Raw genomic sequence first — 22,684 nt, 5'->3', positions numbered from 1 at the left:
TTTTTGCGTTGTCCAAAAATAGGAGGAAACGAATAATGGCGATGCAAATCTCGAATTACTTAAGCGCGGCGCTACTTAACGCGGCTCTACGAAATGTATCATTTGCGAGTCCGGCTACGGTATATATAGCGCTGTACACTTCGGACCCAACCGCAGCAGATACAGGCACGGAGGTTAGTGGCGGTGCATACGCACGGAGACAGATTACTTTTGCGGCCGCTGCGATCGAATCAGGCAAGATGACGGCAAAAACGTCGGCTGACGTAGAGTTTGCGATTGCGACAGCGGATTGGGGACTCGTAACTCATATCGGGCTAAGGACTGCGGCGACTGGCGGAAATCTCCTGTGGACGCAGGCGCTTACGAATCCGCGGACGATTCAGAACGGCGATAAGGCGAAGTTTTTAGCGGGAAGTACGCTCGTGCGATTCGCACAGTAAACGGAGAGGAGGCGCATCAGATGGCGCAACAAACGATGTATCCCGCGATAGCCAATTCGCCGGGCACGGAATTATCCGCGGCAATAACGGCAGCAGTTACGACTATACCCGTTGTAACCGGGAGTGTTTTACCAGAAGGTCCTAATATCATTACGATTGGTGTAGATGAAACGTCAGAGACCGTTCTCTATACGTCCAAGAGTGGAAATAGTCTAATCGGTTGTACACGCGGATTTGGAGGAACAACAGCAAAAGGATGGGCGGTAGCTTCACGCGTTGCCCGTTATTACACCGCCTACGATCACGATGCATTTCGCAAAAATTTAACGGATCTTTCCGGAGTAACCAACGAATCTACAACTGATATTGTCCTATCAGCTGGTCAGCAAATTCTAAACGCAACAAAGAACGCTAGACTACAAGGATTAAAGGTACAGGGTAGGACATTAATAGATTTACTTGGTGGGGCTGGGAGTGGAGAGAGTTTAACGGGGTGGACACAAAATGGAGCTACCGCAACCACCCTATCATCTACTCAAAAACGTAGTGGTAGCACAGCCTTTAAATTTTCGCCGTCTGCCGGTGCCTCATATATAACTAAAGACTTCACTTCACCATTAGATGCGTCAAAATACTACGTGATGGCGGGATGGGTGTTTATTGAGTCCTATGTAGATGGATCTCTTAACCTCGCGCTAAGAGATGTAGGTACTATGACCACTAGGTACAATATGTCAATCAATGTCTCGTTGCTTGGTCAGTGGCAATTTGTATATTTTAAAATACCCACCAACAACACTTTACTAGGAACGGGCTATAGATTAACAGCAGGATCTACGGGAAGTGGGACAAACGTAACATACATGGATGAAATTCGCCTATACGCCGTATCCGCAGCAGACTACGCAGCTATTGGAACCATAATCACAGGTGAAGCTATAGACCGTCTCTTACCTTATGTACCTCCAGGTATTAATGGAGTAGATGGGTTATATGTACGGAGATATGGACGTAATCTGTTGCCACCATTTACAGATAAGGCATGGTCGTTCAACCCGAACGCTAAGGCAAACGGACCATATCAGAGCGTGTTAACGGCTACTGCTGAGTGGCAAGCAATCAGTTGCGCTGTTCCTGTAATACCAGGAAAAACGTACTATTTAAGTATTGAGGGTATAACGGCTAATAGTGGGGCAGTAGGAAGTTATTTGGATAGTAACAAAAAGAATGACTTAGCTGTTCTTAGTGGTGGATGGATTCAAAATCAGCCACTTACTGTACCAGAGGGTTATTACTATATATTAATAAATTTGGCAAGTAACCAGATAGGGACATACAACTTCAACAATCCACAACTCGAACTAGGCAGTGTCGCTACACCATTCCAGCCCCGCGAAGACTCTCTTATCGCCTTTGGTGGAGTAGAGTTACACGCTAACCCAACGGATGGCAACGAACCGGATATACTGTGTGAGGTTAACGGACGGTATGAGGTGACGAGGTTATGGCGTAAATCCAATCTTGTGGGTGACTGGTCGTGGTTATTCGATACGAATTACACAGGTTTCAAACGTGTACGCGTTATTTTACCAACTTCTAGTGGCATAAACGCATCAGAACGAGTGACTAAGTATAACGGATACCCTTTATATCCTTCAGCGGGTGTTTATTCAGCTGCTGATCAATCAACGCTTTACAATGGCGTATTATACATTACTATTGCCAACACAGACTCCGGTTGGGGAGACTCCTACACTCCTACACCTGACGAAATTAAGGCTTATTTTAATGGCTGGCGGATGTACAACGGCGCTAGTGGAGTGGCTACAAATCCATATAACGGTACGGCCGGACAAACAAAAGGATGGGTCGAGATTTTGAGTGCTGGCAATCCGGTAGGAGTATTACCAACAACAATACCTTCGGGCTGGACACCGTATCAACTTCTATACCGTCTAGCAACACCGACCACGGAGACGGTACAAGAGGATGGCGCTCTTTCTCTGCTCGAAGGCGATAACTTTATCGAGGTAGGCAGTGGTTATATATCGAGGGAGCCTGCGAGACCAAAGAAAAATGCTCTATCAGACGTATACTACATTGGACTCAATGACGCGGGTAATGGAGGAGATTCGAACCTTAAAAAACGTGCCTCCGAAATTAAACAAGTATTTAAAAATGGTCTGCCTGATTTTTGGAATATTGATAAGTTAGCAGACGGTACATGTTATGCATGGACGGATAATTACGATACAGCTGCTACCTACAGCGTCTCTTACATCAAACTGGATAAATCACCAGTACCTTCGGTATCAGGAGCGTACGCCGCCACTGAGAAGATGCAAATTCATGATTTAACAGATGCAGTGACAGAGATAAGCTCAACCGTTAGTGTGTTAGCTGCCAAGAAAGCGGAGAAGGATGCAGGGCCTTGGATTACACCGTCCGCAGTGCTAAGCGGATTTACTGCCTTCGATTTAGCTTATCGCGTGAATAAAGGATTTATTGAATTTCGTGGGTACGTATATTACAACATTACTGACGTACCAGCGGGTACAAAGATTTTTAATTTGCCGACGCAGTTTCGACCTGTGCGAATCACTAGAATGCTTACATCCTCATGGACATCAAAAGTAGATCCAACGTCGAGCGCAGTGTCAGTAGGTGTAAATGGAGATATAACAACAGAGGTCAACGTAAAGCAAAATATTATATTTGATGGTCTACGGTTTCCGTTAGATTAAAGGAGGGATATCATGAACAAAGCGATACCTAAAGTAGATCTAAAAGGTTTCTATATAGAGGATGTAGAACCGGACGACTCCTTTACTGGGGCCGTCCCTATTTATGCCCAGCCAGAGCCAGAAGAAGCGCCTGAACTGCCAGAGGACGAAGAAGAGATCGAAGATGAACCGGACACACCAGAAGAACCAGAACAGCCAAGAGAGATCATCGGGTATCTCGTAGGCATTCCGTTGCCGACCGGATTGTATCATCCGCGTTTCGATCTATTAGTATGGAATGCATATCAGGACGCTGTACTAGAGGCACAAAGCGATTATGCCGACGAGCTACATGATTGGCGGGAGCAATGGGCGGAGGGCGAGGAACAAGGTCCTGAACCAGTTTACACACCTCCAGCACAGCCTGATAATTTATGGATCGAGGGCTTAACGCCAGAAGAGATTGCTGAGTTGACAAAGCCCAGCGAAGCAACCGAACTCGACCGCATCGGCGCGGAACTAGTCTTACGCGAACTCGAAACGCTCGACCTGCGCAACCAAAACGAAGCTCTCGGCGGACAAATTGTCGGACTTGAACTACGATTACTAACGCTTGAAGGAGGCGCAGCTAATGTTTAATAACGATTTTGAGCGCTTGTCTTACTACTACGCTAAGAAATGGGCGAAGGAAACGCAGCTACGTCAGTACGTTGCATATAACGTCATCACTCCGGCCGAGTTTACGGAGATTACCGGCGTAGAATATGAGGCTTAAGGGGGGCGCCACATGTTCGGAGGCATTTTCGGAAGACTGCCGTTTGACCGCTCATTTACAACTGATGCGCTTTTTACCGTAAGTATCGATTCGATGGCGGAAGTCACTTCGCGAATTAACGTCGATATGCCGGTTACAGTAATCTGCGAAGCACTGACGGAGTTTAATCCGGCTATGGTCCGAGAGATCGCGCAAGCGGCCGCGATAGAGTCGGTGACGGAAACACTGACGCAAATGGTCCGCGAGATGCTTAGAGCAGCAACGATTGAGTCCTTGACAGAGTTTAACGTAAATGTGACGCTATCACACGTTAATGTTGTTTCCTTTACGGGTAATTTTGCGCCTGGCGACCGACTCGTTATAGATACACGCAAGCAGACGATTACGCTCAATGGCGTTAACGTTCTTCACCTATTTAACGGAGACTTCTTCGACCTCGCGTACGGCCTAAATACGATAACATACAAGGACGCGGAAGCCAGCCGGAATATACTAACACGCATTACGCATCGGGACCGTTATCTCTATTAACGGTTTCGGCGCGGAAAGGAGTGTCGCAATGTCAACGCAATACTTACAATCGTACGACCGTTTCCGTAAGCGTATCGGTATTCTGCGCGACGCTTACGATATCACACGGACGCGGCGGATTAACGCAGATTATACGCTGACTTTCACCGTCCCAATGACTTCCGATGATTTCCGCGATAAGTTGCCGCTGAAAGGTCACGTAATGGATGAGCGCGGTCAATATTACGTAATTAACAAGCGCGAACGATCGCGTGAAGATCGCAAGTTGACCGCACAGGTATCGTGTTCACACGTCATGTTTAAACTGGCGGATTATAAATTCCCGTACGCCTCATATATCCGCGAAGCTTACGGAATCCATATCACGCAATTAACAGCGCTCATCTCGGCGGCAACCGGTGGGCGCTTTTCTATTGCGGTCGACGATACGTTTGACCTCGCGGATGTTAAAGCGTTCGGCGGCGGCAACTGTCTCGAAGCTCTCAACGCGGTCATAAACCTGTATGGCGCGGAAGTTGAGCCGGATAACTTTACGCTACATCTGCGCAAAAAGATCGGCAATCCCGCATCGGACTACCGGATTCAAGTAACGCGCAATTTGATCGCGGCATCTTTTACCGACAGCGCATCATCATTATGTACGCGGCTTTATGCGGAAATGAAAGACTCGCGGACTTGGATCGGTCAGCCTGCGTCGATTTTAACCGCGGAGGAACAGGCGCGGCTTAGCGTGATACCTGGCGCAATCACTGACGGAATCCTCCGCGTTAACTACCTCGTATCTCCGTATGCTGACGCGTGGGCTTCGGATAGTGTGCCGTTTTACGACGACTTGTTAACGGAGCAAGACGTAACCGATCCGTTAAAGCTCGTAGCTGCCGCGAGATTGCGCTTGGCTGAACGCGAAGTGCCCGCGCTTGAGGTGTCCGTTAGCGCTGCGGATTTATTTAAGATCGATAAGCAAGAAGCGCGCCCCGGTCTCGGCGATACGGTAACGCTCGTAGATCCAGCGCTCGGCTTAACGGGCATAACAGCGCGGATCACGGAAATGACGGAGTATCCGTATGCGCCCGATAAACATACGTCCCTCACGGTCGCAAACGTAATGAAACGTGACTATACTCGCATACTCGCTGACTTGGAGGCGGGACGGCGTGCGATAGAGAACGTGTTTAGTGGCGGGCGAATCAGAGCGGAAGTATTCGAAGAGTTCGCGCGGCTTGCGGTTAACGAGATCAACGCGAGTAAAACGGAGATCAAATACGATGAACGCGGTATCGTCCTGCAGTCGAAAACGGATCCGTCTGATCAAGTCATACTGACGTCAAACGGACTTATCTTAACGACGGACGGCGGAGCTACAGCGCGGATAGCGATGACGGCGACCGGAATAGCAGCGGAGGTAATCGCGGGGCAACTCGGTAGTTTCGTATCGATGGTTATCGGCAGCGGTAATAACGTAGTCAAGATTAATACGAACGGTATCAGCGCAGGGCATGACGACTTTAACTCCGCGCCTTTCCGCTTAGATATGGCGGGCAACGTCGTACTCAATAAGCTGACCGCTAACTCTGCGAATATCCTATCGTCCAACTTTACGAATGGCGCAATCGTCGGATCTTCGATTAACGTTGGTAATGGAATGTTTACCGTAACGAGTGGCGGTATCATGAGCGCGGTTGACGGTAACTTTAGCGGACATATTAGCGCCTCGTCAATAACTGGTACAGACATAACGGGCGGGACAGTTACGGGTTCTTTGATACGTACGAGCCCAAGCGGCGAGCGCATCGAAGTCAGCGCCGCCGGATTACGTTCGTTTGATACATCGGGGCGTCGGCGTGTGTCTATTTCAAACGACGGAAATCTCGGCTTCTCCGGGATCGAGTTATGGGCGCCGAGTGGCACGGTTAAGGGCGGTTTGTACGCGGACGATAATTTGTTCTTCCTCAACGGGATGGGCGCGTTGCAGATATTTTCGTTTACGGACCGTGTACATTTCGCAGGTACAGTGGACTTTTCGAATACAACGAGTGTATACGGTCTACCTATCTCTAGCGTGGAAAACTTAACAACAACGCTTGGGTTGAAGGCTGATAAAAGCGCCGCAGCATCTAATATGACTTTTGACTCGGCTACGAGGAACCTGAAACTTTGGAGTGGAACGGGAACGTTACTAGCGCAGGTAAATATTTCCACGTAATAGATTGAAATGGGGCGCCCCTTGGCCGATAATAGTTATAGAAACTAAGACTGAGGGGAGTGGCTACTTTGAAAAAGTTTATATCAGGAGTAATTGTCGGGGTGCTGTTACTTACGAGTGTTTCAGCGTTTGCAGACTCAGCATCACTTATTGGGCAGAAGGTCCAGGGTTTGTTCTCTGTTGAGAAGAACGGAGTAAAGATCACCGACGCAGTTATTATCAAAGGTACAGCTTATGCCCCTGTAAGGTCTATATCCGAGGCTGCGGGGGTAACGCTGAATGTGGAAGGGAAGAAAATACTAATGGGCGAAACAAGCACAACAAGCGCCGCTGAGGCGGTAAGTGTTGAGTTAAGTCGGTTGAACTCAGAGTTAAAGAGCTGCCAAGCTAACATAGATAGTACTGTTGAAAATGTAATTAAGCCACGAGAAGCTAACCTAGCTGCTTTGAAGGCTGCTGATAACGGGTCCGCAGAAAGTGCCTTTACGATTAGTAGTGTTGAGAAACGGCTAGAGAGTGAGCGTGCATACGTCGCTGAACAACAAGCACTCATCGATAAAGCGAAAGCACGCATCGCAGAACTTACGAAATAACACGCATAAAATAACGAAGAGTCTCGTGCTACGGACGTAACGTCCTACGCATCGGGGCTCTTTTTAATTAACGGAGGGATACGAAATGAGATATTTTATCGTTACTGAGAAAAGCGGAGACCGTAGTTTGGTATGTGCGAAAAATGAGGATGAGCTGCTGCGCGTATTAGAAGGTCAAGAGAGTGACTTCATTCTTAAGACATACCTGGAGATTCATAGCACCACGTTCAGTGAGCCGGGATTTATTATGACTGAACCTTACTAAAAGAGGGCTAAGCCCTCTTAGTTCTTACTGCTTTTTATACGTTTGGTTTTTCTTTGGTGTAGGAGGCATGGTGTCCCCTTTCTTCACGGTCACTCCGGTCTTAATGACGCCCCCTCTAGGCCCAACAACGGTATAATCACCCGTCTTAGGTGCCTCCTCGCCCGGCTTGAGTTTATCGGTCAATGTAATCACCTCCTTGTATTTCCATAATTCAACAATACAGGACAATAGTCCTTCTTTTCGAAAGGGGCTTTACTATGAAAGTACGCGCATTACTCGAATGTACGATAGATACCGCTAATCCCGCGCCTGAACTCGCCGCAACTATAAGCGCAGTCCTAGCCGCGCTACCTAACGCTGAATCCCGCCTATCCGTACTCCAAACGCTCGACGACGAGATCGGCCGCGCGCTAGCGGATTATCTCGCGCCTGAAACGGAGGCGACCGCTTGATGGACGGAACACTTTGGGCGGAGGTCGCCAAGAACGGAATATTTGCGGTTGCAGCCGCAGTTATCGCGTGGACATTATGGAAAGAGATGCGCCGAATGTCCGACGAAGCTCGCGCGCGTGAAGAACGCATAAGTACGGAAGCCAAGACGGAACGCGAGCGGATGCACACGGAGTCCCTTGCGCGTGAAGACCGCTTGATGAAGCTGGCGGAAGGACTGACGGATCGATTCGAAGCGCTGGCCGGTCAATACGAGAACCTGGCGCTCGATGTCCGCGATATTAAAACGATAGTACACGGAAAGGATGCTGCGTAAATATGGGCGATTTTAATTACCGCAAGGATTATATACCGAAAACGACCGCGTGCAATCGGCGGCCTGGATACGCTATGAGCGCAACGACTATTACGATTCACAATACGGGTAATCCGGCGTCCTCGGCAGCGAATGAACGCGCATGGCTAACGAACCCAACGAACGCGCGCCAAGCTTCATTCCACATCGTAGTCGACGAAAAGGAAGCGGTCGAATGTTTACCGCTGACGGAAAACGCTTGGCATAGCGGAGACGGCAGCGCAGCAAAATCCGGCAACCGTACGTCGATCGGCGTAGAGATATGCGAAAGTGGTAACTACGCGAAGACGCTTGATAATGCGGCGAGCCTCGTAGCATTGATGTTAAAGGAACGCGGATGGGGCGTGGATAGACTGCGGCGACATTACGATTGGTCCGGTAAAATATGTCCGCGCTTAATGTATGACAGCGGTAAATGGACCGGATGGGTAGCGTTCAAAGCGCTAGTAGAGGCGCACCTAACGGCACGCAAAAGTGAGCCGAAGTTAAATCCGATTAAACAGGAGGTCAACGATATGCTCGTATATAAAGCGAACGTAGTAGTTAACGGATGTAAGGCGAAGGATGGCGTATTGATTGACGGAGCAGTGTACGTTCCATTGCGCGAGATGTCCGATCAGTTTGGCGCTGCTATCGCGTGGGATAACGTTACGAAGACCGCAAGTGTTACAATTAAGGAGGCGAAATAATACGATGAATAGAAACGATATATTACGCAAATTATCATCGCGGAAGTTTTGGGCGCTACTCGCTGCGTTAGCTACTTCGGTACTTACGGCTTCGGGCGCGGGCGACAATACGGTGCTGCACGTAACCGGCGTCATTGGCGCGGTCGGTGCGTGTGTTGCGTATATGCTGGCGGAGGGGATCGCGGATGGTGCGCGGAATAAGACGGATGAATAACGATTTAAAAGGCGCAGTTCTTACGGGAGTGACTCCGTAGGGGCTGCGCCTTTTTTTTTGCGTTTATAGCGTCAAGAACCTACGCATTAACCCCGCTGCTTCCTTCGCTACTTCCCCGTCCGGCAACGCGATATCCCCGATGTAACCGCGGCACTGGTAGCGTACTAAAATACCGCCGTCCATACGCTGATTACTCGTGATCTTAATTCCGCGTCGGTGCGCTTCGTTTTTGACCCTGCGTGCTTCGACCGCTAGTTTTTCGCGTGCCTGCGTCAACCAATCTACGTAAGGGTCCGGCGTCTTTAGATGAAGGAACACGTTAGAGTCACGCTCGAATGCGGTCTGAACCATCGGGAGTATAACGTATGGCTTTATGAGCGCGCGGTCCTCCTCGGTAATACTTGCGGGTACTGTGGACATGCGATTGCCTCCGTTCAAGTGCGAATATATGTTCGTATTATATAACGTGAGATTACTAAACGCAACAATAAGCCCGCCAATTACTGACGGGCCAATTACTTCTGAGTTTATTGAAACATTCTCTTTCCGCGCTTTTTCTCATTCCCACTATCTATTAATTGCATAACCGGTGACGCCTTATCGTGCTGTTCCTTTAAGTCAGTGCCTGTAAATCGAACATACACCTGAGTCATATCTAAGGAGATGTGTCCGAGGATACGGGATAGGGCTACTGTGTCGCCACTACCTCGTAAAAATTTCACGGCAAAATAATGACGAAAAGTGTGAGGGGAGACCCGCGGTCCAACAACCCCTGCCCTCTTAGCGTATAGCTTAAGCATCTTCCCGAAGGTATCCCCAAAATATCTCTCACCAAATTGGGTAAGCCAGAGGTAATCTGAGCCTTCAACGTCCATATACGAAATCAACTTTTCCAGTTCTTTTAATGTCCGCTGGGAAACTGGTACAACACGGGTCGTATTGGACTTAGCAATCTCCGCACGAACTACAATTTGACGTAGTTTGAAGTCTACGTCTGAGACACGCAAACCGGTTAGTTCTTTTATACGAAGGCCGCAGTCGACAAGAACGAGCATCATACAGTAATCACGCCGGCCGGTATAGACCTTCCGATTAGGTGCGCTGAGAAGCCTGATTACGTCTTCATCTGAGAAGACTTCAAATGTATCTTTTTCCTCGCGCTGATAACTTACCGAGTCCATCGGTGAGTGCGTTATGATACGCTCACTAATAAGGTAGTTAAAAAAGATGCGCATAACTCTAATAACGTTATTAACTGTTCTCGGAGATAGTCCTACACTTCCGTGAGGGCTCGTAGGGTGATCGTCCCACTTCGTTTTGCTAAATGAGAGGTATTCTATATATTCCCGCAGAATTTCCGTAGTGAATTCGGTATAATCCGTAGCGTCATACCATTTACGGAACTGCTCAAGCACCTGCTCATACGCTTGTATCGTTTTATCCGATCGCTTAGCTAACCGTCTAGAATCGAGAAACTGCGGAATGTGCTTAGAGAGCGTTATTTTAACGCCTTTTCCTCCTTTCGATACAAACGTAAATTTCGGAACTTTTTGTACCATTTGTCTGCGTCTCCTTTAGCGATAAAGTTTCGCTAAACGTTCCGATAAAGGTGCGCAATATTTATCGCAATAACGAAGTGTTCACGCCCAACTTTCCGCGTCGTTGTGCGTTTTGTGAGCGAGCTTGTCCGGAATCAACTCGGAATTTATTGCCATGGTAGCTGACAAGCTGCGGATTGAGCATAAGGTTAGTTGAAAGGGTTAGGGGCAGTGTGTGGTAAGGGATTGTGGGTTGCTGGAAGCGACTTACAGTCAGTATAAAACCGATAAACTTGGTTTAAAGCCGATAAACTTTTTTAAATCTCGCCCGATAAACCTAAATGGTTTATTGGGTTTTGTTTTTATTTAAAGATTAGCCATCTTATAAATGGTGAAACTCAAGCAGGGACATAGAACAATCGGGCGAGCTGGTTAAATAAACCAATATTCTATCAGATATAGGGAACTACATTTGTGAGTTAAGTCGGAGGAATCTTCATGAATTATTACGAATCAGGTGTTGAAAGAATTAAGAATATTGATGCGAATTTATACATTGGAATTTCAAAAAAAAGATACGAAGAAGTAAGATCTAGAGGTGAATATGAAGCAGATGCTAATTTGATTGCAGAGTATTACCGTAGAGTCGGCGTGTTTTTGCAGTTTATCTCTAAGGAAGCAGCAAGTATATACATAGGTATGGATATGTTATTAGGTTTTAAGATGGAGGAAAATGAGTGGGACATTTTCTTAGAAACGTGTCCGAATTTTAATAAAATTGATATTATGCTTATGAAATTAATAAGTATACATTATTTACGCTGGTGCTCTTTGCTTGATGCGCGCGACAATATCGCATTACAGTTTCCAGATATATATGAACCGATGATCAAATTATTTGAGAAAGGTGGGGGACGGATTAATACCCATCACCACGAACTGGTTGGTGGATTTGGAGCTTTTTCACGCTCTATTTATGCAAATAGAGGAGATATGACCCCTTTTGATATAAGCGATGTTGCTCTAGAAAATATAATTAAGGAAGTAGAACTAGCAGAAGGTTACTTAGCGGACTATAAGAACGGAAATTTATCAGAAAATAATTGTATCCGCTGTGGTAACAAATTATTGATCCTACCAAACTTATCGGATTATGGTTATCAATGGTATAAAATTAAATGCGAGACCAAAGACTGTTTTGATAAAAATTTCTCATGATACTTCATTATAGTTATATCAATCAGAGAGATGAAGAGAAGTTTGGAAAAAAATGTGTTGGGAAAGATTTTTAATGATAAGTGAACCACTGTCCGCGGCATGAGCTATCAATAAAATCAATGCAGTAAAAAGACACTGAGATCTATTCATCAGTGTCTTTAATGTGGATACTTTTCCACCAACAGTTTATTTCATCGTTCTTGTAATCATTTCATTCAGAAGGTTGGAATTTAAAGTAACTTAATCAGCTCTTCTAGCTCGTCAACCATACCTTTCGCAAGTTCAAAATTATTGTCTTTTAAAGCTAATTCTATTTTCATTTCAACTGCTTTTTTATTTTGTTCATTTTCTAAATAATCTTTATCAAAATGACTGGCATAAATCATCTTTCTGAATTTTCGCATACTCATTTTTCTAATCGTCTTCTCGTCAATGATTAGTACATAATCCATCCCATTTACTACAGAATAGAAATCATGAGAAATCATGAGAATCGCACCTTTATAGTCTTCAATGGCTTTCTCCAGTGCGATTTGTGTATAGGTGTCTAAATGGCTTGTCGGTTCATCAAGAAGCAATAAGTTTGCTTTGCTAGCAGAAACTTTTGCCAATTGCAGTATATTTTTTTCGCCACCAGATAAAGATTCTATCTTTTGAGTAAGAATTTCTCCTTCAAAGCCATAGTTTGAAAGATGTGCTCTAATCTCGTCATAAGTTGCAAACCCGGCATCGATGAAGTCTTCTAGTATGGTATTAGAATCCTTTAGCACTTCGTCTTGAAGCTGAGAAAGATAAGCCACTTTAATGTCAGCATTTATTTCAATTGAATCATGATTATTTTTAAAGATATCTCGGAGTAAAGTCGTTTTCCCGGTACCGTTTGGACCGATAAGGGCTACTTTATCTGTAGGTTTCATCTCAAAGTTAACATTTTCTAAAATCAACTCATCAAAGGAAACACTATAATTATTCACATTTAAAACAGTGATGTCATCTCCAATTTCATTGTCCACACCAAAACTGATTTTTGGTTGCTTAATATCAACGAATGGCGCTTTAATTTTTCGCGCTTCCAATCTTTCTTGAAACTTAACCCTAGCTTTTAACGCTCTCCCTCTAGATGCTTCTGAATTATAGGTTGCGATCGCTCTAAGATTATCAATAATGTTATCGTATCTCTCTATTTCTTCTTGTTCAGCGACTGCGATTTCTTGTAACTCAATTTTCGTCTGAAGTAATGAGAAGTTATACTCAATATATCGCCCATCGAACTCTTGGATCTCCATGTTTTCAAGGTGTATAATTTTGTTAAAACAATGATTTAATAGATAACGGTTATGCGTAACAACTAGCAATATTCCTTTGTGAGCATTAATCAGATTTTTAAGTGCATTTAGGTTTTCAAAATCTAAAAATACATTGGGCTCATCCATAATCATTAAGTCTGGACTAGTCAGCATTTCCTTCATCACTTGAATAAGTTTGAATTCCCCACCACTTAGGTCGGATACCCTAACATCTTTTAGCTTCAAGAGGTTGGCTAAATTTAGTTTCTTATTAATATTGCTTTCAAAATCATTTCCATCCATTAAATCAAAGGCATCTAGAGCTAATTGATACTTTTCGAGTAATGAATCAATATCTGACGATGTTTCCATTTCAGTTAGAATCGCTGTTATTTCATTTTGTATCTTAATAAATTCTTCTCCTATATATTCAAAAACGGTTGTTTCTTTAGATTTGTCTAGTTGCGAAAACTGACTTACATACCCGATTTTGCAGGTGGGGTCCATCTCTAGCTTGCCTTCGAACAAATATTTTTCTGGATCCATCAGGATATCGATCAGTGTACTTTTACCACTGCCGCTTGTTCCTATAAAAGCGCAATGTTGTGCCTCTTCAAGCGTAAATGAAATGTTTTTATATAGGTCTTTTTGCGGGAATGCGAAGGATAAGTTATCAACTTTTATCATAGTGTTACCTTTCTTAACTAAAAATAGTGACTATTATAAGATGTATTGAAGAGTACAGATTTTGAGTTTACCGTTGATAGAGTAACACTGTTTACAAGCAACTTCAATCATTTCGCATTAAAGGTATCAAAATCATCTGATAATACAATCTTACAGACTAATAAATTATGGTCATAAAACCTATAAATACCTAATGGCTACAACTCGGAATTTATTGCCTTGGTAGAAGATAAGCTGCGGAAAATATTCCATTTAATGTTACAGTGGAGTTAGTAGGATAAATCCTTTGTTTTTTTAGATACGTACATGCTTGAATTTATTAAGGAGAATCATAGCTAAGGATGTAAATAATCTAAGTGTGATATTTAATTATGGAGGGAATATGAAATTTCATTTGAGATATGTAATACTATCTTTTTGTGTATTCTTCTTTTTGTCAGGGTGTAGCTGGAATGCAATCACTGAAAAAGAATTAGATCAATTTATCGAAAGTGAAAATTTGGATTATGTATCTATACAAAAGCTAAACGACGAGGAATATTACATTTTTAGCTTGCCCTATATTTATATTTATCGTAGTGCTTCTGACTATACTAAATCTACGGCTATGATACGAGATGAGATAGCTATTGGTGGTTTAGAGAAAGGTTCAATTGGCCTTGTAATTAATAATACGCCAGTTTTAAAAGATGCTAAAACATTTTCAGTGGTGATTGACAGTAAGACTCGTGAGTATGAATATACAGGTGGAAAATATCTAATTATAAAAGATAGTAGGATTTGGAATCCGACTGCTCAATTAAAAATTATTTTCTCAAATGATAAAAACGAAACAATATTTGAATCAGATTATTAAAGAAGATTTATTGGTGTTTACTACTATTTACATATTCTTATTTTGCTGATTTTCTATTACATGAGTATCACTTGAAAATACATATAAGAACCTTCTTTGCGTTTAACCTTCATGCGTAATCAACAAAGTAATTACGTAGATTATGATGATACTTATCTTCAAAGTTAAATTGGTAAACAAATAAGGAGAACTCTTTATGACAATCCCATCAGGAATAACACATGAACACGTAATCAGTGGTAAAATATTCCTTGGCTATCTTTGTTTATGTTTATAAGAACAAGAGTCATATAAAGTGAATTTGAAAGTGGGAGAATAGTTTATGGATTTAAAGAAAATTAATTCTTTAACAAAGTACCCAAGCATTCTTACATATCATCAATTAGGTGAACGAGGTCGGTTAAATGATGTTTTAACGGAGTCAAGAGGCTTCGCAGAATTAGACGATGTTTTTGTTTACGAAAAAGTAGATGGTGAAAATTCAAGGATCATTTTATTAAAAAATGATGATAACGAAGTTGATTATCTAATTGGTTCCAGAGAAGAATTGTTATATGCAAAAGGAGATAGAATCGGTAATCCTTATGGGAACATTGCGGAATTTCTTAAGCCGTTAGCAGAAAAAGTAATTGCAGATATCCTTCTTGAGGGTGACTGGGCATTAACCGTAATTTATCAGGAATCTTATGGAGGGAAAACTAAAGCATCCAAGAACTATTCTGACAGAAAAACTCAAGGGTATCGTGTATTTGATGTGTTCTCCTTGAATAAGGATGAATTATATAGACTTCTTGAGTTATCGCAGGAGAAAATTGCGGTGTGGCGTGATCACGGAAATCAACCATTTTATGATGAAATTGAGAAGAAGAGATTTATTGAAAGTATTGATTTGCAGTCTGCACCACTTCTTGAAACCATAAAGGGTTCCGAGTTTCCAACTTCTCTTGAGAGTACATATTCTTATTTAAAAAGATTCGAAAACACGCAAGTAGGCATCGACGCATCAGGCAAATCAGAAGGAATCATTGTTAGAACAACGGATCGTAAACAAATTAGAAAAATACGGTTTGAAGATTATGAAAGAACGTTTAGAAAGTAATAGCTGGAATTATTATCAATGCTGATACTTTCAGAATTTAGCATGAGGTTCCCTAAGCAATAGGGTTTGTGAACAGCCCCCAAAATACTGCTTATTCATTGGTCCAAAACCAATAAATATGCGGTATTTTTTTGTGCAGTTTTGAACTCCAATTAGATAAATCCCTATCGACTATAACTAATGCTATGTCCTTGCCATTCGCAAAACCTCCCCACTTCACAAAACATACACCCATTTGGCAAATAATGTTTGACATGTGAGGAATGTCACTGATAAGATGATGTAAATTAAACCTAGTTGAATAATCGGATAAGGTTCTTTAGAAGTTCTCATTATTTTTTTGCTCTTAATACCTATTAAATACATAAGTATAGTTTAGTTTAAATTTATCGGAAAGGGTGAATGGAGTGTCGGAGGAAACACTGGTTATCGAACATTTGAATAAAGTATTCGCCGCGCCTGCCGGTGATGTTATCGCATTAAGCAAAATTCAGCTGAAGGTGAAAAAAGGCGAGTTGATTACGATTATAGGTCCCAGCGGCTGCGGAAAAAGTACCTTGCTAAAAATTGTGGCAGGACTGGATACGGGCTATAGCGGCACGGTTCTACTGAATGGCAAACAGATCGACGGTCCGAGTATTGAGAAGGGATTTATTTTTCAAGAACCAAGACTTTTTCCGTGGTTGACGGTGGAGCATAATATTGCAGCAAATTTATCGCTTAAAAATCCAGAGGTTCGCAAAAAAGTACATGAATTGATTGAACTTGTACGATTAAAGGGTTTTGAGAAATCCTATCCACGTGAGCTGTCAGGCGGGATGGCCCAACGAGTATCTATTGCTAGGGCGTTGCTCCGTAATCCGGATGTATTACTGCTCGATGAACCTTTTGGCGCACTAGACGCTTTTACTAGATCACATCTGCAAGAGGTACTTCTTGATATTTGGCAGAGTAATAAGACGACTATGTTATTTGTAACTCATGATCTGGATGAAGCTGTATTCCTGGGTGAGCGGGTAGTCATTATGAATCCCCGACCTGGGCATATTCGCAATATTCTTCCCATTGATTTACCGTTTCCGCGAAAAAGATCCAGTACTTCATTCCAAGAGCTACGTCGACTGGTGCTGAGTGAGTTTGAGAAGGTTGAAGAACCGGCAATCGATGTTGGAGCTGGTATCTAGATAAAGAGAGTCCATTTTTTTATAAAAAGGGGAGAAATGATCCATGAAATTATTTCGTAATTCACTACTTGTTATGCTTGTTTTGACTGTATTTGCAACGGGTTGTGCATCGAATGAAAAGAGTGCGGGAAAGAACGAGGCCAATAAATATGAAGGTGTGACCATTAAGATTGGCGTGCAGGGCAGCGGTGGGATGTTTGGTAAGGCCCGTGAGGAAAAATGGTATGAGCAAGAATTTGATAAGCTGGGCGTAAAAGTAGAATGGACGGAATTTCAAAGTGGGCCCCCAATGACAGAGGCGATCGCTTCTAATAAGTTGGACATAGCGACTCTTGGCAACATGCCGGTGATCGCAGCCCAAGCTGCGGGCATTCCTATTAAGATTATCTCACAAGTATTAGAAGGTACGAATAACGTTGCTCTTCTTGTACCTGGTAGTAGTACTGCTCAGAAACTGGAGGATCTGAAAGGCAAGAAGATAGCTGTTACAAAAGGCAGCAATGCTTACAACTTTCTATATCGCGGTATTGAGGAATCAGGTCTTAAAGAAGCAGATTTTGAGATTATCCAGTTGCAGCCTGATGAAGCACAACCTGCATTTGAAACCGGTGGCGTTGATGCATGGGCTACATGGGATCCATATATTACTCTAAATGCATTGACCGGTAAAGGGAAGGTTTTGACGGATGGTGAGCAATTGGGTGTCTTATCTCCTTCTTTTGTGATCTCCCGTTCAGCGTTCGCAGAGAAATATCCAGAACTAGTTACGCTTTATTTAAAAGTAACCAACAAAGCTATAGCTTGGGAGACAGATAATCGCGCTGAAGCGACTGAAAGATATGCAGCTGAGCGGAACATTCCGGCAGCGGTAATCGAAGGTACGTTTGAACGTTCCCAGATGATCAACATTCCAATTAGTGATGCTGTTGTTGAAGAATTGCAGAAGACAGCCGATTTTCAATTTAATATTAAGAACATCCGTAAAGAGATTGAAGTTTCTAAAATAACAGACAATCAATATATTGAAGCAGCACTGAAGGAACCTTTGAAGTAACGGATGAAACCACAGATGTAGAAAAGAGGTTGTTTACATGCAATTCAGTGCTGAAAAAGCTGTGATTTCGCCACTAATTCATAAGAAGAATCCAGTAAAGAAGCGCGGACTTTCCATCCAAACGACGAATGTATTGCTTGGACTTATCTTACCAATTGCTTTACTCCTGATTTGGGAGATAGCCGGAGCGATGGGAAAGTTAAATCCTATATTGCTGCCAAGGCCAAGTGAAATATGGCGGGAACTGGTTAGCTTGACCGCGTCCGGTGAGTTGGCGAAACATTTAGGCATATCCGCTTGGCGGGCACTGCTTGGTTTCTTAATTGGGGGAGGGCTTGGCTTAGCGGCTGGTTTGTGGGTAGGCTTCTCATACAAAACAGAACGTTTGCTGGATCCGTCGCTGCAAATGCTGCGCACGCTGCCCCATTTAGCAATCGCTCCACTATTTATTTTGTGGTTCGGATTCGGTGAAACCTCAAAAATATTGTTGATTGCCAAAGGTTCATTTTTCCCATTATACGTGAACACATTTCTAGGAATCCGTTCGGTGGACAACAAGTTGTTTGATGTTGGGAGAGTACTGCAATTCAGTAAATGGCAGATGGTGAGTAAGTTAATTATTCCAGCCTCACTGCCCAACATCTTTTTAGGTATCCGTTTGTCTGTGGGCATAGCTTGGCTTGGACTTGTCGTAGCGGAGATGATGGGCTCTAGCTCAGGTGTTGGCTATCTAATCAATGACGCGCGATCGTTTTCTTTGACCACAGTGGTATTTGTTGGGATCATCGTGTTTGCTGTAGTAGGTAAACTGTCAGATTCATTAGTGAAGCTGTTGGAATCGAGATTGCTAAGATGGCAGGACAGTTATAGAGGAGATAAAGGATCATGAGCAATCACCTATCCAGTAATAAAATAGAGCGTCACGATGATGGTTTAAGCTGGATTCCAAAAAAACTGCATGGTTGGATTGTACCTCTAGCTCTAGTGGTGATTTGGGAAGTGGCAGCTGCGCTCCATCTAGTCTCTGCGACGACATTGCCTGCTCCATCTACCATTATTGCGCAGTTCTTTTCTTTAATAGCTAGCGGTGAGCTGTTTCGACATCTGGGGATTAGCGCCTATCGGACAGGGCTTGGCTTTTTATTGGGATCTGCTACTGGACTGCTGCTTGGCTTATCTACAGGACTTGGGAAGTTGGTAGAGCGTACACTGGATCCATCTTTACAGATGCTTCGAACGATTCCATTACTTGCCCTTATTCCGTTATTCATTTTGTGGTTTGGTGTAGGTGAATTTTCTAAAATACTAATGATTTCATTAGGTGCTTTTTTTCCAGTTTATCTGAACACTTTCCTAGGAATTCGTAATGTTGATATCAAGCTTGTTGAAGTATCGCGTATTTTCCAATATACAAGATGGCAGCTGCTTAGCAAAATGATTATTCCGGCTGCAATGCCTAATATTCTACTTGGTATTCGCTTATCACTTGGTGCATCGTGGCTTGTACTCGTCGTAGCGGAGATGATGGGAACAAGTGCGGGGATAGGCTATATGATTCAGGATGCCAGAGCTTATTCGCAAACAGATATAGTATTCGTTGGAATTTCAATCTTTGCAGTGATAGGAAAACTTTCGGATTCCGCAATTCGATTGCTGGAGAGAAGATGGCTGCATTGGCGTGATACATTCAAAGGTTAACGAACTCTAGAATTCGAAAGGCAGGGTCATTATGGGAACCAGAAAAGATCAGCTACATTTAGGTGCATTTATTTATTATTCAGGACATCATCATTATGGCTGGCGTCATCCGGAATCGGGAGCGGATAAGATCTTCAATTATAAATTTTATCGCGAATTGGCAAAAACCGCCGAGCGTGGGAAGTTCGATATGATGTTTTTGGCGGATTTGTTGTATGTGATGGGTGCGGATCAAGCAGCTTCGGGTATGCTGGACCCATTGACGCTGTTGTCAGCCCTTTCGACAGAAACAGAAAAACTCGGATTAACGGCTACCGTATCGACCACGTATAACGAACCTTATAATGTGGCTCGCAAATTTGCTTCTTTAGATCATATTAGTGAAGGCCGAGCGGGTTGGAATATTGTCACCTCTCAGCTTGATGTGGAAGCTTATAACTATGGGAAGCCGGAGCATCCAGAGCACGGACTTCGGTATAAAATGGCACGTGAATTTGTTGAGGTGGCAACGCTTCTCTGGGACAGCTGGGAGGATGACTCTTTAATCGTCAACCGCGAAGAGGGACAATTTGCTGACGCGAAGAAGATCAAAGAAGTGGAATACAAAGGGGAGTGGTATTCTACAAAAGGAACCCTCAATGTTCCTCGCTCACCTCAAGGGTATCCTGTACTTATTCAAGCCGGATCTTCTGGTCCAGGACAAGATTTTGCAGCTAGTTTTGGAGAGGTGATCTTTACGGCACAGCAGTCGCTTGAAGCGGCTAAGGCCTTCTATGAAAGCGTCAATTCCAAATTAGCAGATTATGGCCGTGAACGTGGTAGCTTAAAAATTATGCCGGGCTTATCTCCGATCATTGGAGCGACCGAAGAGGAAGCCCAAAGTAAATATAAAGAACTGCAGGAGTTGATTCCTCCTGCCGCTGTTGTTGGTATGTTGTCTGGCATGTTGAGGTTTGACCTGTCCGAATACCCAGTAGATGGACAGCTGCCTGAGATTCCTGATCCAGTAGAAGCATCAAATGGAATGAAAAGCCGGGTTCAGCTGATTATGGATATGGCTCGTAAGGACAAATTATCGATATTAGAATTAGGCCGCCGTTTGCTTGGTGCACGAGGACATATGCAGTTTGTTGGAACCTATGAACAATTGGCAGATTTAATGCAATTGTGGTTCGAAGAGTACGGCTGCGATGGATTTAATATTATGCCACCAGTACTGCCGGGCAACTTGGATGAATTCGTGGATCATGTTGTGCCCATCTTGCAAGCACGCGGCTTGTTCCGTACTGAGTATACGGGGAGTACCCTTCGTGAACATCTAGGATTGGAGCGTCCGGATATCCGTCATTTCCAGAATCGTAGAGTGGCTGAAGTAGGGGCTGGTAAATAAGGTGATCATCGGAGTGGATCTATTCAGATTGTACCGAGTTGGCTATTGAGGTATCACTATAGTGAGCAAAATGCAAAGAAGCGATTCTTCGATAAATGAGGAATCGCTTCTTTTTTATGGCATTGTGAGAGCGTTCTTGTCTAATAAACAGCAAAGTCTTGGAGAGTTTGTATTCTTAGATCAAAAGGATGATAATTGGTAAATACGCAGGAATAATTACTTTACATAACTTTATACCAAAAAGCGAGGCGTAAGGAAATGAATGCAGCAGAGTTTCAACAGTATGTTAAGGAGTTCAGTGAAATCAAAGGGTTTGATACCAGCACCATTGAGCAGAGAATGCTGTACTTAATGACTGAGGTTGGGGAGTTATCCAAAGAGGTTTTGTCGGTATCTTTTCATCCAGATGCGGAGCGGAAAGAAAACTTGGGATACGAGATGTACGATGTGGTGTGGAATATTTTTGATCTGGCCAATAAACTTGGTATTGATCTGGAGCAGGCGTTTAAACGTAAGCTGAAGATTAATGAACAGAGGACTTGGGAGTAGGGTGTATCTATTGAATACTTTAAAAAAATCCAAGGACCTCCCTCGAGGGAAGCCTTGGATTTTTTTCACCCTAAACTTTATTTGAATGAAGCATAACCTTCATCAGCCATTACAACACTACCGTTAATTGCACTAGCTTCTGGTAAGGAGAGCAAGTATACAGTGTCTGCAACTTGTTCAGGTAATGTTAGTTTGTTACCCATTACTTTGCTCTTCATTTGGTCAACCATTCCTTGATCTTTATATCCTTGGATAATTGGCGTATCTACAGCGCCTGGAGCAACGGCAAGCACGCGGATGCCATGAACCGAAAGTTCAAGTGCTGCGGATTTAGTCATCATAATGACCGCACCTTTGGAAGCGTGATATGCGAATGTACCTGGGGAAGCTAGGAATCCAAATACAGAAGCTGTATTGATGATCACACCTTTGATGCCGAGCTCACGCATTTTTTTACCAGCAGCGATAATCCCATGGGCTACACCATGCTGATTGACATTAATGACACTGTGATAATCCTTAAGGTCTTGGTCTAGTACAGGAGTGACGCGGCCGATCCCGGCATTGTTGAACATAACGTCAATTCTTCCATAAGTATCTACAGTTTTTTGAACCAGCGCTTCGACATCTTCATATTTGGAAACATCTGTTTTGACGAAAATTGCTTCGCCACCCTCTTTAATAATTTGTGCTACCGTTTCTTCACCTAATTGTTGATTGAAATCGGCAACGACAACTTGATCACCTTTACTTGCAAATTTAATGGCGGTTTGTTTCCCGATTCCACTGGCTCCACCTGTTATTACGGCTACTCTTTTGTCTGTCATTTGAGTTTCCTCCTCAAGAAATATAGTTATACTAGAAATGAAAGTTGATATAGTAAAAAT

The 22,684-nt window shown here is 43.5% G+C and carries 25 protein-coding genes; 20 read left to right on the top strand and 5 right to left on the bottom strand.

The genetic code is table 11. The annotated features are described in order from the left end of the window. The first annotated feature begins 41 nt into the window (after positions 1–41). From NYE58_RS25750 to NYE58_RS25715, 8 genes are all read left to right on the top strand, one after another. The gene (locus tag NYE58_RS25750) at positions 42–440 is read left to right on the top strand and encodes a phage tail fiber protein (protein ID WP_445671790.1); all 399 of its coding nucleotides are present in this window, start codon (positions 42–44) and stop codon (positions 438–440) included. 20 nt (positions 441–460) lie between these two features. Further along, positions 461–3,184, top strand: a complete 2,724-nt coding sequence (locus NYE58_RS25745; protein ID WP_341003350.1) for a hypothetical protein — start codon at positions 461–463, stop codon at positions 3,182–3,184. A gap of 12 nt (positions 3,185–3,196) precedes the next feature. Next, positions 3,197–3,802 (top strand): hypothetical protein, encoded by a 606-nt coding sequence (locus tag NYE58_RS25740; RefSeq protein ID WP_341003349.1) that lies wholly within the window; start codon positions 3,197–3,199, stop codon positions 3,800–3,802. After that, a complete protein-coding gene (locus NYE58_RS25735) occupies positions 3,795–3,938 on the top strand; it encodes an XkdX family protein (protein ID WP_076316112.1) in 144 nt (47 codons plus the stop codon). The genes NYE58_RS25740 and NYE58_RS25735 overlap by 8 nt, the downstream gene beginning before the upstream one ends. A gap of 12 nt (positions 3,939–3,950) precedes the next feature. Then, positions 3,951–4,469, top strand: coding sequence for a phage distal tail protein (locus NYE58_RS25730; RefSeq protein ID WP_341003347.1), 519 nt, complete (start codon positions 3,951–3,953; stop codon positions 4,467–4,469). Between the two features lie 28 nt (positions 4,470–4,497). Further along, positions 4,498–6,672 (top strand): phage tail protein, encoded by a 2,175-nt coding sequence (locus NYE58_RS25725; protein WP_341003345.1) that lies wholly within the window; start codon positions 4,498–4,500, stop codon positions 6,670–6,672. 68 nt (positions 6,673–6,740) lie between these two features. Continuing rightward, positions 6,741–7,265: a hypothetical protein gene (locus NYE58_RS25720; protein ID WP_341003343.1), complete on the top strand. Its 525-nt coding sequence runs from the start codon at positions 6,741–6,743 to the stop codon at positions 7,263–7,265. 85 nt (positions 7,266–7,350) lie between these two features. Further along, positions 7,351–7,530, top strand: a complete 180-nt coding sequence (locus NYE58_RS25715) for a hypothetical protein (protein ID WP_341003342.1) — start codon at positions 7,351–7,353, stop codon at positions 7,528–7,530. Between the two features lie 24 nt (positions 7,531–7,554). Here the strand turns inward: NYE58_RS25715 and NYE58_RS25710 are convergent, their stop codons facing one another. Next, complete coding sequence (locus NYE58_RS25710; RefSeq protein ID WP_341003341.1) at positions 7,555–7,713, bottom strand: YjzC family protein; 159 nt, start codon at positions 7,711–7,713, stop codon at positions 7,555–7,557. Between the two features lie 268 nt (positions 7,714–7,981). Here NYE58_RS25710 and NYE58_RS25705 point away from each other — a divergent pair, with 268 nt between their 5' ends. The 3 genes from NYE58_RS25705 to NYE58_RS25695 are packed head-to-tail and all read left to right on the top strand — an operon-like array spanning position 7,982 to position 9,238. After that, positions 7,982–8,296 (top strand): hypothetical protein, encoded by a 315-nt coding sequence (locus NYE58_RS25705; protein WP_076214620.1) that lies wholly within the window; start codon positions 7,982–7,984, stop codon positions 8,294–8,296. A 2-nt stretch (positions 8,297–8,298) separates the two neighbouring features. Beyond that, the gene (locus NYE58_RS25700; protein ID WP_341003339.1) at positions 8,299–9,024 is read left to right on the top strand and encodes an N-acetylmuramoyl-L-alanine amidase; all 726 of its coding nucleotides are present in this window, start codon (positions 8,299–8,301) and stop codon (positions 9,022–9,024) included. 4 nt (positions 9,025–9,028) lie between these two features. Beyond that, entirely contained in the window at positions 9,029–9,238 is a 210-nt protein-coding gene (locus tag NYE58_RS25695; protein WP_339191970.1) for a hypothetical protein, read from the top strand. Between the two features lie 63 nt (positions 9,239–9,301). On the opposite strand, the gene NYE58_RS25690 is transcribed toward NYE58_RS25695, so the two are convergent. Beyond that, complete coding sequence (locus tag NYE58_RS25690) at positions 9,302–9,589, bottom strand: hypothetical protein (protein WP_341003338.1); 288 nt, start codon at positions 9,587–9,589, stop codon at positions 9,302–9,304. Between the two features lie 176 nt (positions 9,590–9,765). Then, positions 9,766–10,797: a tyrosine-type recombinase/integrase gene (locus NYE58_RS25685; RefSeq protein WP_339191967.1), complete on the bottom strand. Its 1,032-nt coding sequence runs from the start codon at positions 10,795–10,797 to the stop codon at positions 9,766–9,768. A gap of 477 nt (positions 10,798–11,274) precedes the next feature. Here NYE58_RS25685 and NYE58_RS25680 point away from each other — a divergent pair, with 477 nt between their 5' ends. Beyond that, positions 11,275–11,994 (top strand): hypothetical protein, encoded by a 720-nt coding sequence (locus tag NYE58_RS25680; RefSeq protein ID WP_341003337.1) that lies wholly within the window; start codon positions 11,275–11,277, stop codon positions 11,992–11,994. A 230-nt stretch (positions 11,995–12,224) separates the two neighbouring features. On the opposite strand, the gene NYE58_RS25675 is transcribed toward NYE58_RS25680, so the two are convergent. Next, positions 12,225–13,967, bottom strand: a complete 1,743-nt coding sequence (locus NYE58_RS25675) for an ABC-F family ATP-binding cassette domain-containing protein (RefSeq protein ID WP_341003336.1) — start codon at positions 13,965–13,967, stop codon at positions 12,225–12,227. A gap of 382 nt (positions 13,968–14,349) precedes the next feature. Between NYE58_RS25675 and NYE58_RS25670 the strand changes: the two genes are divergently transcribed. The 8 genes from NYE58_RS25670 (at position 14,350) to NYE58_RS25635 (ending at position 21,797) form a co-directional block, all read left to right on the top strand. Then, on the top strand, positions 14,350–14,823 hold the full coding sequence (locus NYE58_RS25670; RefSeq protein WP_076277668.1) for a hypothetical protein: 474 nt from the start codon (positions 14,350–14,352) through the stop codon (positions 14,821–14,823). Positions 14,824–15,145: 322 nt separating this feature from the next. After that, positions 15,146–15,922: an RNA ligase family protein gene (locus tag NYE58_RS25665; RefSeq protein ID WP_341003334.1), complete on the top strand. Its 777-nt coding sequence runs from the start codon at positions 15,146–15,148 to the stop codon at positions 15,920–15,922. A gap of 407 nt (positions 15,923–16,329) precedes the next feature. Beyond that, complete coding sequence (locus tag NYE58_RS25660; RefSeq protein WP_341003331.1) at positions 16,330–17,106, top strand: ABC transporter ATP-binding protein; 777 nt, start codon at positions 16,330–16,332, stop codon at positions 17,104–17,106. Between the two features lie 43 nt (positions 17,107–17,149). Beyond that, a complete protein-coding gene (locus NYE58_RS25655) occupies positions 17,150–18,160 on the top strand; it encodes an aliphatic sulfonate ABC transporter substrate-binding protein (RefSeq protein WP_076220340.1) in 1,011 nt (336 codons plus the stop codon). A gap of 37 nt (positions 18,161–18,197) precedes the next feature. After that, a complete protein-coding gene (locus NYE58_RS25650) occupies positions 18,198–19,049 on the top strand; it encodes an ABC transporter permease (protein ID WP_076129473.1) in 852 nt (283 codons plus the stop codon). After that, positions 19,046–19,858 carry an ABC transporter permease gene (locus NYE58_RS25645; protein WP_341003328.1) on the top strand — a complete coding sequence of 271 codons (813 nt, stop codon included), beginning with the start codon at positions 19,046–19,048 and terminating at the stop codon, positions 19,856–19,858. Before NYE58_RS25650 ends, NYE58_RS25645 begins: the two co-directional genes overlap by 4 nt. A 31-nt stretch (positions 19,859–19,889) precedes the next feature. Further along, positions 19,890–21,248 (top strand): LLM class flavin-dependent oxidoreductase, encoded by a 1,359-nt coding sequence (locus NYE58_RS25640; RefSeq protein WP_076277666.1) that lies wholly within the window; start codon positions 19,890–19,892, stop codon positions 21,246–21,248. 258 nt (positions 21,249–21,506) lie between these two features. Continuing rightward, complete coding sequence (locus tag NYE58_RS25635) at positions 21,507–21,797, top strand: MazG nucleotide pyrophosphohydrolase domain-containing protein (RefSeq protein ID WP_076220766.1); 291 nt, start codon at positions 21,507–21,509, stop codon at positions 21,795–21,797. Between the two features lie 77 nt (positions 21,798–21,874). Here the strand turns inward: NYE58_RS25635 and NYE58_RS25630 are convergent, their stop codons facing one another. Next, positions 21,875–22,624 carry an SDR family NAD(P)-dependent oxidoreductase gene (locus NYE58_RS25630; RefSeq protein WP_076129478.1) on the bottom strand — a complete coding sequence of 250 codons (750 nt, stop codon included), beginning with the start codon at positions 22,622–22,624 and terminating at the stop codon, positions 21,875–21,877. Positions 22,625–22,684 lie beyond the last annotated feature (60 nt).

The organism is Paenibacillus sp. FSL L8-0708 (genome assembly GCF_038009325.1).
GTDB lineage: Bacteria > Bacillota > Bacilli > Paenibacillales > Paenibacillaceae > Paenibacillus_AQ > Paenibacillus_AQ odorifer.
The sequence above is the reverse complement of the archived record's forward strand: the minus strand, read 5'-3'. Positions and strand labels throughout refer to the sequence as shown.